The sequence below is a fragment of the Streptomyces sp. NPDC096205 genome (assembly GCF_044763135.1).
GTDB lineage: Bacteria > Actinomycetota > Actinomycetes > Streptomycetales > Streptomycetaceae > Streptomyces.
Window position 1 is genome coordinate 1,435,927 of the sequence record NZ_JBIWFS010000001.1, and the last position, 11,857, is coordinate 1,447,783.

Below are 11,857 nucleotides of genomic sequence, written 5' to 3' on the forward strand. Positions count from 1 at the left end.
CGCTCCCGCGCCCCGCCGCCCCCCGCGTCCTTCCACCCCCCCCCCCCCCCCCCCCCCCCCCCCCCCCCCCCCCGGCGGGGGGGGGGGGGGGGGGGGGCCCCCCCCCCCCCGGCCCCCCCGCCCGTGCTCGTGGACCGTGTGGACCGTGTGAGGCGGTCAGACCCCCTCAGGAGCCCTCCTGGGCCCCTTCAGCGTTCTCCGCGGCGCTCCACCCCAAGGTGCGGACGACGTCCGACACCCGCGTGTACACCCCCGGGCTGCCGGCCCGACCACAGCCGCTGCCCCAGGACACCAGCCCGATCAGACGCCCCTGGGCGACCAGCGGCCCCCCGCTGTCCCCCTGACAGGCGTCCGGGCCGCCTTCCGCTTCCCCGGCGCACAGCATCCGGTCGGCGCGGTAGGTTCCCTCGGCGCCGCCTGGATAGGCCTCGGTGCACGCCTCGTCGGCCAGCACATGCACGCGTGCCGCACGCAACCGGTAGGCATAGTCCCCGGCTCCCGTGACATCACCCCACCCGTAGACCAGGGCCGCCGTCCCCGGCGTGTACGCCGGGTCGCCCTCGCCTGCCATCGGGACGGCCGCGTCCTCCGCCACGGGCTCGGCGAGGGTCAGCACCGCGAAGTCCCCGGCGTTGCTGACGCTGTCGTACTCCGGGTTCACCCATACGTCCCGCACCGGGATCTCCTGGCCCTCCCGCGAGCGCAGATCGGTGCGGCCCGCGATCACCCTGAGGTCACGCACACGGTCGGGCGGAGCACCGAGCACCTCCTCGCCCATGCAGTGGGCCGCGGTGAGGACAGTGGTCCTCCCGACCACCACGCCCCCGCAGAACTGTCCCGCGCGTGTACCCCCGAACCGGTCACGGCTGGACAGCGCGACCGTCCAGGGACCTTCTGAGACATCGACCGCAAAGCCGCCCACGACCACGCTGTCGGCGGCTGTGGGGGCGGCGGACGCCAGCGGTATCGCGGCCACCGCGGCCGCCAGGACCAGCGGCCGGGTCAGCGCCCGGGCAAAAGGGCGACGCATACGCGCTCCTCACTCTGTGGTGTTCGTTGAGACACCCAGAGTGTTCCAGCAGCGAGGACACCGCACCCGCGCACACCACAAGGGCCCGGCTCCCCCTGACGGGAAGAGCCGGGCCCTGATGGTCGTACGACAGTCCGAACGGCGACCTAGTCGAGGTAGTCGCGCAGCACCTGCGAACGGGACGGGTGGCGCAGCTTCGACATCGTCTTGGACTCGATCTGGCGGATGCGCTCACGCGTGACGCCGTAGACCTTGCCGATCTCGTCGAGGGTCTTCGGCTGACCGTCGGTGAGACCGAAGCGCATGGACACGACGCCCGCCTCGCGCTCGGACAGGGTGTCGAGCACGGAGTGCAGCTGCTCCTGGAGGAGCGTGAAGCTCACCGCGTCGGCCGGAACGACGGCCTCGGAGTCCTCGATGAGGTCACCGAACTCGCTGTCGCCGTCCTCGCCCAGCGGGGTGTGCAGGGAGATGGGCTCACGGCCGTACTTCTGGACCTCGATGACCTTCTCGGGGGTCATGTCGAGCTCCTTGGCCAGCTCCTCCGGGGTGGGCTCGCGGCCCAGGTCCTGGAGCATCTGGCGCTGCACGCGCGCGAGCTTGTTGATGACCTCGACCATGTGCACCGGGATACGGATGGTGCGGGCCTGGTCGGCCATCGCGCGGGTGATCGCCTGACGGATCCACCAGGTGGCGTACGTGGAGAACTTGTAGCCCTTGGTGTAGTCGAACTTCTCGACCGCGCGGATCAGACCGAGGTTGCCCTCCTGGATGAGGTCCAGGAAGAGCATGCCGCGGCCGGTGTAGCGCTTGGCCAGGGAGACCACCAGACGGAGGTTGGCCTCCAGCAGGTGGTTCTTGGCGCGGCGGCCGTCCTCGGCGATGATCTCCAGCTCGCGCTTGAGCTTGGGGGCGAGCTTGTCGGCGTTGGACAGCTTGTCCTCGGCGAACAGACCCGCCTCGATGCGCTTGGCGAGCTCGACCTCCTGCTCGGCGTTGAGCAGGGGAACCTTGCCGATCTGCTTCAGGTAGTCCTTGACCGGGTCGGCGGTGGCACCCGCGGCGGCGACCTGCTGCGCGGGCGCGTCGTCCTCGTCCTCGTCGGACAGTACGAAGCCGGCGCTCTCGGTGCCCTCCGGCTCGTCACCGGGCTTGGCTTCCTCGAGGACCTCTTCCTCGATCAGCTCGGCGTCGTCCTTCTTGGACGCGGTCTTCTTCGCCGCGGTCTTCTTGGCGACGGTCTTCTTCGCGGCCGCCTTCTTGGCGGTCGTCTTCTTCGCCGCGGCCTTCTTGGGCTCGGCTTCCTCGGCAGGGTCGACGGCGGGGTCGGCGGCAGGCGCGGCCGGGGCAGCGGCCGTCGTGGCGGTGGCCTTCCTCGTGGTCACCGTCTTCGCCGCGACCGTCTTGGTGGCGGTGCGCTTGGCCGGACTCTTCGCTGCGACGCTCTTGCGGGTGCGCTTGGGCTCTGCGGCACTGACCATCAGCGTCACACCCTCTTCCTCGAGGATCTGGTTGAGGCTGCGCAGTACGTTCTTCCACTGAGTGGCCGGAATCTGGTCAGCTTCGAAGGCCCGACGCACGTCATCGCCGGCGATCTGCCCCTCAGCCTTTCCCCGCTCAATGAGCGCCATGACAGAGACGGACTCGGCGATCTCCGGCGGGAGCGTACGGGATGTGCTGGCCGACACGAACAACCTCTCGGAACGTTGGAAAACGGCTTCCGGCCCCGTCCACTGTGGACAGGAGCCGACCGCCGGCTTGGGGATTGGGCCGACGGCGCGGGCGGGGGCCGGGAAGATGCACAGCGCCTTCTATGGCGTCCGTATTCCCTCCGCGGCTGTCACCTCTTAGGTCATCGCGCAGTTTCCATGAGCGTTACGCCCAATCTGCGTGGCCCGAGTCACACCCCGTAAGCACTCAAAAACGGTCAGAAGTAATCAAAGCAGGCCAGCGGAGGTGCGCGATCGAGCCTCGATCAGCGAGCAAGCCGCACCGTTGCGCCGTCGGACCCCGCAGGAACCAGTGTCCTGCGGGGTCCGACGGGGAGCGGTTCGGCGTCCGGCGATGCCACAGGAGGGGGGAGGCATCCCCGGGCGGAACCGCCCGTGGGACGCGATCAGTGCTCGCGCGGGGCGGGCACGACGCGCTCCACCTCCGGGTGGACGGTGAGCAGCTGACGCATCGCGGTCTCGGCCGCCGTGCCGTCGCCGGCGGCGAGGGCGTCGACGATCCGGCCGTGGTGCACCAGGGACACCTCGGTCGGCCGGTCACAGCCGGTGACCGGACCGCCGGAGACCTGGAGGGCCGCGGAGACGATGCCCGACAGGTGCTCGAGCATGCGGTTGCCCGCGACCTGGATGAGCAGCGAATGGAACTCGGCGTCCGCGCGCGAGAAGGTCAGCGCGTCGCCCTGCGCCATCGCGTGCCCCATGATCTCGACCATGTCGGCCAGCCGCTGCTGGACCTCCTCACGGCCGTGCCCGGCCGCCAGGCGCGCGGCGAGCGGCTCGATCGTCCACCGCAGCTCGCTCAGCTCACGGCGCTGGTCGTCGCGCTGCGGCCCGAAGGCGCGCCATTCGATGATGTCCGGGTCGAGCAGGTTCCAGTCGCTGACGGGACGCACGCGCGTGCCCACGTTCGGGCGGGCGCTGACCAGGCCCTTGGCCTCCAGGACGCGCAGCGACTCGCGGACGACGGTGCGGGACACCTCGAAACGCTGGCCGATCTCCTCGGGCACCAGTGGGCGGTCGGCGCCCAGATCGCCCGAGACGATCATCTGACCCAGCTGCTGGACGAGTTGGCCGTGGAGGCCACGCCCGCGGCTGCCCGCGGTGCGCCGGCCCACGCGGCCCAGCTCAGGGTCCGCGCTCTCCCAGGCGGGCGGCCCGACACGGTCGGCGCCGGGGGCCTCCGCGTAGGGGTAGCGGTCTAGATCGCCCGGACCGGCGAGGCCGGCGTCGGCAGTGCGGGCGGGGGTCATCATGGTGTGCGCAAGGGTACTCACGGATCTTTTGTCGGCGCTGGCCTCAACTCCCTTGAGGGCTTTGGTGAAAAGCACACGAAAGGGTGATCGCTCACCCCGTCGCAATTGACGCCTTATCGGAAAGAAATGGGCGTTCCCCGAGGAGTTGTGCGCAGCCCGTGTCCGGAACGGCTCGCCGGCCCTCAGCGCACCCGGCTCCGCAGGGTCATGAACACATACGCGCAGAACAACGCGGTGAGCGACAACGTCAGCGCCCCGCCCACAGGTTGGGCGATCATCCGCGCCACCCCGGCCACATAACGCTCCCCGCCGAAGGGCCACTGCGACAGCAGCAGCTCCCGCAGCCGCAGCGGGAACCCCGCCGCGGTTCGCACGGACGGCCCCTCCAAGGCCTTCTGTACGAGCGGTACGACGACGACCGGCACGGCGACGACGGCGGCGAGCCCGGCCGTCGTCGACCGGAAGATCCCGGCCGCCAGCACCCCGGCCCAGGCGCAGCCGACCACGAGCCCGATCCAACTCGCGCCCGAGGAGAGCCAGTCCGCGGGAACCCTCGCGAGCTCCCGTCCGTATACGAGGTACAGCACTTCGGCGTCGCACCCCACGGTCAGGGCAGCCAGCACCACAGCGGTGGCCGCGGCGACGAGCAGCTTGGCGGCGAGCAGCCCCAGCCGGCGGGGCACCGTGCCGCGATCCGCCGCCAGCGCGGGGTGGCGGAACTCGTCCCCGAAGGCGAGCGCACCGAGCAGCCCCGCCCCGAACGCGGCAGGCGGCAGCGGCAGCTCCTGCGGCCAGGCCGCGAGAAGCCGCGCCTGCGGGGTGTGCCCCACGCGCGCCACGAACACGGCGGTCAACGCGGAGACGACCAGCACCGCGGCACCGGTCACAAACCCGGTCCCGACCCCGGCCGCCCGACGCAGCTCGTAGCGAAGGGGCCGCAGGGGGCTGGGGGCGGAGCGGACGGAGATGGGGGGTGGGAGGGAGGGGAGGGAGGGGGCGGGGCGGGGGGAGGGAGGGGGCTCGGGCGTGGCCTCATCAGAGGCGGAGCGCGCCTGCCCCTCGACCGGGTCCGACTCCTCGCCGGCCTCGCCCTCCGGCACGCGCGTGCCCTCGGCAGGGCCGGGAGTCTCCCCGTCGTCGCTGGTCGACCGGGTCACGGGCACAGTACGGGCGGGCTCGGCCTCGGGGGTGGCGCTCATAGGTCCGGGCTCCGGGGTGGCGTCCACAGGACCCGAGCCGAGCGGGCTATCGGTGGAGGACTGGGCGCCGCGCGCACCCATGTCGCCGATCTCGTCGGCGAGTTGGTGAAGGAGGATGTCGTGCCGGAAGGCCGTCTCCCCCACGTCGGCACAGCTGCTGCCGTACACGAGCAGGCGGTTGCCGTCCTCACGTACGACTTCCACGGAGCGTCGCGAGGTGCGGGCCTCCTTGGCCAGCAGGGCCGCGAGGCGGGCGGCGTGAGGGGTGCGGACGGCGACGCGGGGCCGCAGCCGGGTGCGGGCGAAGGCCTCGGCCTCCTGGTCGGCGGCGACCCTGCCTTCTTCCAGGCTGATGACGCGGTCGGCCGTGCGAGCCGCCTCCTTGGGGTCGGCGGCGGTGTACAGGACGGTGCCGCCCTGTTCCGCGTGGGCGCGCAGAACGCCGTACAGCCAACGGCTTTCGCGTGCGGAGAGCCCGTCGGCGGGCTCGTCGAGGACCAGGGTGTGCGGGTCGGTCAGCAGGGCACAGCCGAGGCCCAGCCGGCGGTCCATGGCGCGGGAGAGCGTGCCGAGGCGTTCGTCGCGGAGGCTGACGAGGCCCACCACTTCGAGCACTTCGTCGGCACGCCGCACCGGTACGCCCGCTGCGGCGCACAGCATCCGCAGGTGCCCTCGGACGCTGCGGGCCGGATGACCGGGCACATCCCCCAGGAGCACGCCGACCTCGCGCGAGGGATGGGCGATGCGGTGCAGCGGTCTGCCTCTGAAGTAGGTGATTCCGCGGCCCTGTTGGAGTTCGAGCATCAGCCTGAGCGCGGTCGTCTTGCCTGCGCCCGGCCCTCCGAGCAGCGCGGTGAGATGGCCCGCCCGCGCTTCGAAGGAGACGTCGTCGACGGCGGGCGGAAGGTCCTTGCGGGAGTTGCTGGTCAGTCCGAAGGCCTGGATCACCCGCAGCAAGATAGCGCGCTATATCCGTTTTTTCGGGCACCGGGCGATCTACTGCCAGGGTGCGACGACGATGCCCGCCTTCTTGTTCGCCCCTCGACCCTCAGGTCGGCCGGGCTCGGCTCATACCTCGGGGCGCAGCATGGGCGGGTTGAGCAGCGTGGCACCGCCGGCCCGGAAGAGCTGGGCGGGACGGCCGCCCTGGCGCGTGGTCGTACCGCCCGTGGGCACCAGGAAGCCCGGCGTGCCCGTCACCTTGCGATGGAAGTTCCGCGGGTCGAGCGCCACGCCCCACACGGCCTCGTAGACCCGGCGCAGCTCGCCGACGGTGAACTCCGGCGGGCAGAACGCCGTCGCCAGCGACGAGTACTCGATCTTGGACCGTGCTCGCTCGACCCCGTCCGCGAGGATCTGCGCGTGGTCGAAGGCGAGTGGTGCCACGGGCTCGTCGTCGCGCCCGAAACCGCCCTGCTCCAACAGCTCCTCGACGGGGGCCCAGCGGGCGTTGCTGGCGTCCCCTCCGGCGCGCGGCGCGGGCAGGTCGGGGGCGAGCGCCAGGTGCGCGACGCTGACCACGCGCATGCGGGGGTCACGCTTGGGGTCGCCGTACGTCGCGAGCTGTTCCAGGTGGGCGCCGTTGTCCTGGACGGGCGCGGACGGGTCGTGGGCGTGCAGCCCGGTCTCCTCCTCCAGCTCGCGCGCCGCGGCCTGCGCCAGGTCCTCGTCGTCCCGCACGAAGCCGCCGGGCAGCGCCCAGCACCCCTGGAACGGCGGCTCTCCCCTGCGTACCGCCAGCGCGCACAGGGCATGGCGGCGCACGGTCAGCACGACCAGGTCCACGGTGACAGCGAAGGGCGGAAAGGCTGACGGGTCGTAGGGCATGCCGCGATCATAGTCGTCTTCCTGACGATAAACACTCCCTTCCTCGGCCGCATCGATGGTTGATCGTTACCGGTCCGACGTGCGGCTCACGGAGTCGGGCGGTGTGCGGGGCGTCGTCGTACGACGTCGCGGTCGGAGTTGTCGTACGGCACGATCCTGGTCGTCGTACGAGGTCACAGCCCTGTGAGTCGCACGGGCCGGCAGCCTCGAGGCTTCGCCCGGTCACCCTCCCAGTTGCAGTCCGTCGGCCGCCTCCTCGACCATCGCGAGGCCGAGCCGGCTCACCCTTACGGAGAAGGGGGCACCGGCGATCCTCAGGCCGGTCAGGCAGAGCTCGCCGAGGGGAGCACCACGCAGGGGGCGCAGCGTGACGGTCCCGGCCGGGGCGTCGGGGCGGACCCCCGCGAGCGCGGTCAGCAGCAGGACACCGGAGGCGGCGGCCGTGGCGGCGGGGCGGCACGCCGCGGGATGGGGAAGCGGAGCACCCGCTGCGGTGCGCTGCTCCCCCGCGTACATCTCCGGCAGCCGGTGACCGAAGGCCTCGGCCGCGGCCAGCAGGCCTCTCAGCAGCGCGGTCGCCTCCTTCTCGTAGCCCGCGGTGGCGAGGCCTGCGACGGCCACCGCCGTCTCGTGGACGCGGACGGCTCCGGTGCGGTGGCCGAAGGGGTTGTACCCGGCCTCTTTCGCGCCGAGGGTGCGCAGGCCCCAGCCGGAGTCCCATGGCGGGCTGCCCAGCAGCCGTGCCAGCTGCTCGGTCTGCACCTTGCCGAGCAGCCCGTCGGCGAGCCGGCCTCCGCCGAGGAGCCCGGTGTCGAGGAGGTGCGCGGCGGTGGCGCCGAGACGCGGGACAAGGCGCCCGTCGGGGGCTCGGGCGGCGGCCGGGCGGCCTCCTGCCCGGTCCTCGATCCAGAACTCGTGGCGGAACGCCGTCCTCAGTGTCTGCGCCCATTCCCGCAGCCCGGCACCGCCCGGTCTGCCGCAGGCGTCGAGAAGGTCGGCGCCCAGGAGGGCGGCCCGGTGGGCGTGGGCCTGTGTCTCGCAGCGGGCGGGGCCGCCGGGCCGCGGGTCGGGCAGGTAGACGCCGTCGCCGACGGTTCTGCGCAGCCAGGCCAGGCAGCGTTCGGCCGCGGGCAGCAGTTCCTCCGTCTCCTGCTCCGGCAGTCCCCACCGGCGGGCCTCGGCCAGGAGGACGGGGAACAGCAGCGTCGCCTCGGTGCCGGTGCAGCTGGGCGGCAGGTGGCCGCCCGCGTCCCGTCGCGGCCCGGGAATCATGCCGGACTCCGGGCCCACACCGGTGAGTTGGGTGCGGGCGAGGGCACGCAGGGTGCCCGCGGCGAGCTTCGTGCCCAGGGGCAACGCCATCCGGGCGGCCGACAGCGCCTCGGCCGGGGCGAGGCCGCAGCGCCAGGGGGCACCGGCTGCCGGATAGGTGTCGGCAGGGTGCGCCGGGTCCCGGAGCAGGAGGGCCTGGAGGTCCTCCATGCTGGTGCGCAGCAGGGCCGTGACCCGAGGATCGTCGCCGGTCGCCTCCGCGGTGGTGAGCGGACTGACCGCCGTACGTCCGACCGGGCGGGTGGCGCCCGCGCCGTCCGGCCTGACCCGCAGTTCGAGAATGGCGCTGCCGCCCGGCGGGATCGCGAACTCCCAGCGCAGCAGTCCGGCGGAGGCCAGGGCATCGGCCGGCGGCGGGTCGGCGGTGATCGATGAGCCACCTCCGGCACCGGTCCAGCGCAGGCCGGAGTCATGGACGCTGGCCGGTAGTTCGGGTCCGGGGCGGCCGGCGACGATCGTGCCCAGCAGGGCGAGGTCCGCGCCGAGGGCGACCTCGACGGGCAGTCGCAGCGGGCGGGGGGCCGCGCTGTGCAGGGTGATCCGCTCTCTGCCGTCGGCGTGCCGGATGCGTTCGACCACCACGTCCGGGTCCGGGCCGGCGTGCGGCGACGTGCGCAGCGTGCCCACGAAGCGCACGCTGTCTGCCGCGATCATCTGGCCCCGCACAGCAAGCGGTTCGCGTCCGGCCACTCGCACCTGGCAGCGCGACAGGACGCGCCTGCCCGCGTGGTAGATCCCCTCCAGTCCGTGGCCGTTCAGTTGCCCTTGTTCGGTGGAGACGGCGAGGCCGGGAAGAGCGACGCAGATCATGACCGTGTGTGCGGGCGGCAGTTCGGCCGGGGTGCGGGGCGGCGGAAACGTGCCGGAGGGCGGGGCGGAGGGAGCCGATGAACGGGCGGTTCGGGCCGTGACGCGTCCGGCCGCCTGTGCACCCGGCCGGCCCCCGCCGAGTGTGGGCGACAGCGGGTGCCTGCTCGTGCCGTCTGCACGCGGACTTGCTCCCTCCCCCATGAAAGGGCGGGGGCCTCTGGCGGTGGCACGGCCGTCGTCGGCGGCGGGCTGGGGCGGCTGATGCATGCGGCGGCTTTTCTGCGCTGGGTTCGCCTCGGGCGGGTCCGGCGGCGGGTGAGGGTTCCGAAGGGGTGTGGGAGGGGCGGCGGCGGTCCGGCCTGACCTGCAGGGCGTTCCGCCACTCAGGTGAACTGGGCCGGGCTTCCTCTGGTCACGCCTCGGGAGCCATGACCGAGCCGAATGGCGGCGCAGCAGGGCTCGGTCGGGCTCTACCTGGTCATGCGCCGGAGGGCACGGCCAAGTCGGATGGCGGCGTGGCTTGGCTGGGTCGGGCACGTTCCGGTCACGCCGCGAAAGGCACGACCAAATCGAATGGCGACCCAGACACACGCCCGCGCGGTCGCGCTTCCTCTGACCACGGTCCGGAGCGCACGATCGAACTGGATGGCGGCGCAGCCGCGCACCGGCACGGGCGCGCTGTCCCTGGTCGCGCCCCACACGGCACGACTGAACCCAAGCGCGGCCCAGCCAGGCACGGGCACCGCCGACCGCTCGCGCGAGCCACCCGGCGACGGCCCCGCACCGACCAGAGGATCCCGTGCGGCACAGGGTCACGGTTTGCCCTCCTTGCCGTCTGCGGGCCGGGGAGCCGAGCAGGAGCCTCGGCGTCCTGCTGCGTCCTTGGCCGAAGTGCGTGAGGGACGGGTGCTGTCCGGTCGTGCGGAGGCCGGACCCCTGCCGCGTGCGGAGGTTGTGCTCGGACGCGTGGCTCCTGCTCCGGAGCGGCCCGGGGTCGTGGGGCGCAACGGGCATGTGCGCGGGGCTCCCTCGGGCGTTGTGCCTGCGCTGCGCATGCCCGGTGTGCGCGGACGGGGGACAGGGGTGCCGCTGGGTTCGCGGGTCGCGCCTCGTGTGGGGGTGCTGTCGGCTCCTTGAGAGCCGGGGTGGGCTTGGTTCTGGGGGTGGGCTTGGTGCTGGGGGTGGGCTTGGTTCTGGGGGTGGGCTTGGTTCTGGGGGTGGGCTTGGTTCTGGGGGTGGGCTTGGTTCTGGGGGTGGGCTTGGTACTGGGGGCGGGACGGCCGGCTCCGGACTGATGGCGGGCGGGATTCCAACTCGGGACGCGCATCTCCTCGCTCGGCGCCCCCTCGTTCCGCAAGCTCCGCGCCTTGGGCCTCGTCGAAGGGGCTGGACTCGGTGCCGGTGGTGTTCCTCGGCGTGAGGTTCTTGGTCTGCCCGGACCGGGCAACCAGGCCACGTTCCCGGTCGGCGCGTTCCGCGCGCAGGCAGCGGCGGAGGGACTCAGGGTCGAGGCCCTCGTTGCAGGCCTGGTGCAGGAGGCGGGCGAAGAGGTAGCCGGGGTCGGCGCCCAAGGCCATGGCGAGGGCCTCGCGGGCTTCGAGTTCGTCGCCGGTCGACCACGCGACCCAGCCGGCCAGGGTCAGCGGAGCCGCGGCATGCTCGCCGTAGGGGCCGACACAGCGCCTGGCCAGGGACCGCCAGAGCCGGAGGGCGGGAACCGCCTCGTCTCCTTCCATCCACTCGGCGGCGCGGTCGCGCGTGAGGCGGTCCTGCAGGCCGAGGATCAGGGTGGCGGCCTCGTCGTGGCCGAGCAGCTCGTCGTCACGCATGTCCGCGGCGAAAGCACCCGAGACGGGCGGTGCCTCCGCGAGCCGGCCCATCGCCTGCCGGGCCAGCTCCAGCGTCTCCTCGGTGACGGTTGCGCGGCTCGCCTCGTCGAGAATCCTGGGCACCAGCGCCATGCCGGCGGCGTCCAGGGCGATCTCCTGCTGCAGCGCGGCCGAGGTCTCCCAGGGCTGCAGCCGGGCCCGGAGCTCCCGCAGCGTGCCGCGCACCTGCAGGCCGGCGTACGTCGCGGCGGCGGCCAGCACCGACGTGCCGGGCAGGCCCATCGGCCGGCCATCGGACGGGCAGCAGGCCTCCTCGTCACAGCAGTACGACCAGAACCGGCTGCCCGAGATGCACAGCGCCTCGACGACCGGCACGTCCAGCCGGCCGCACTCGACGCGCAGCTGATGGGCCAGTGGGCTCAGCCGCTCCTTGACCTGCCGGCCCGTCTCCCCTGTCTCTGGCTCCTGGCAGAGGAAGACGACGATCTGCTCGGGGCGGGCGCCGCGCCGCTCGCCGCCCATGACAAGGCCGTGGGCGAGTTGTTTGGCTGCTGCGGGCCAGTCCTCCTCGTTCGCGGGGATGCCCAGGCGGGCCCGGCCGCCGAACCTGCTGCGTCCGTCCCGGTCGTGCAGGGCGACCATCACGATGCTGTCCTCGGGCCGGTAACCCAGCAGATAGGGCAGGGCGTCGGCCAGCTCGGACGGGGTGCGCAGGGTGACCTGGTGCGGGCCCACGGGGTCCCCCGCGGTGAGGGGACGCGCAAGATCGGTCGGCTGTGCGTGGTCGATGAACGGGGTGGGGTCCAGGGGCGGCATGGGCCCCGTGGGCGACGTACGGTCGCCGGAC

At 72.9% G+C, this 11,857-nt stretch carries 7 protein-coding genes; all 7 read right to left on the minus strand.

Annotated elements, in window-relative coordinates; genetic code table 11:
* Positions 1-166: 166 nt before the first annotated feature.
* The 7 genes from ACIQ6Y_RS06035 to ACIQ6Y_RS06065 all read right to left on the minus strand — a co-directional run bounded on the left by ACIQ6Y_RS06035 (position 167) and on the right by ACIQ6Y_RS06065 (position 11,826).
* Positions 167-1,030: a serine protease gene (locus tag ACIQ6Y_RS06035; protein WP_404033489.1), complete on the minus strand. Its 864-nt coding sequence runs from the start codon at positions 1,028-1,030 to the stop codon at positions 167-169.
* 146 nt (positions 1,031-1,176) lie between these two features.
* Positions 1,177-2,718, minus strand: a complete 1,542-nt coding sequence (locus ACIQ6Y_RS06040) for an RNA polymerase sigma factor (protein WP_404033491.1) — start codon at positions 2,716-2,718, stop codon at positions 1,177-1,179.
* A 428-nt stretch (positions 2,719-3,146) separates the two neighbouring features.
* Positions 3,147-4,034 carry a FadR/GntR family transcriptional regulator gene (locus ACIQ6Y_RS06045; RefSeq protein WP_404033493.1) on the minus strand — a complete coding sequence of 296 codons (888 nt, stop codon included), beginning with the start codon at positions 4,032-4,034 and terminating at the stop codon, positions 3,147-3,149.
* Between the two features lie 161 nt (positions 4,035-4,195).
* Positions 4,196-6,160: an ATP-binding cassette domain-containing protein gene (locus tag ACIQ6Y_RS06050; protein WP_404033494.1), complete on the minus strand. Its 1,965-nt coding sequence runs from the start codon at positions 6,158-6,160 to the stop codon at positions 4,196-4,198.
* 120 nt (positions 6,161-6,280) lie between these two features.
* Positions 6,281-7,039 carry an NUDIX domain-containing protein gene (locus tag ACIQ6Y_RS06055; protein WP_404033496.1) on the minus strand — a complete coding sequence of 253 codons (759 nt, stop codon included), beginning with the start codon at positions 7,037-7,039 and terminating at the stop codon, positions 6,281-6,283.
* Between the two features lie 222 nt (positions 7,040-7,261).
* Complete coding sequence (locus ACIQ6Y_RS06060; RefSeq protein WP_404033498.1) at positions 7,262-9,181, minus strand: glycogen debranching N-terminal domain-containing protein; 1,920 nt, start codon at positions 9,179-9,181, stop codon at positions 7,262-7,264.
* Positions 9,182-9,993: 812 nt separating this feature from the next.
* Entirely contained in the window at positions 9,994-11,826 is a 1,833-nt protein-coding gene (locus ACIQ6Y_RS06065; RefSeq protein ID WP_404033500.1) for a DUF4192 family protein, read from the minus strand.
* Positions 11,827-11,857 lie beyond the last annotated feature (31 nt).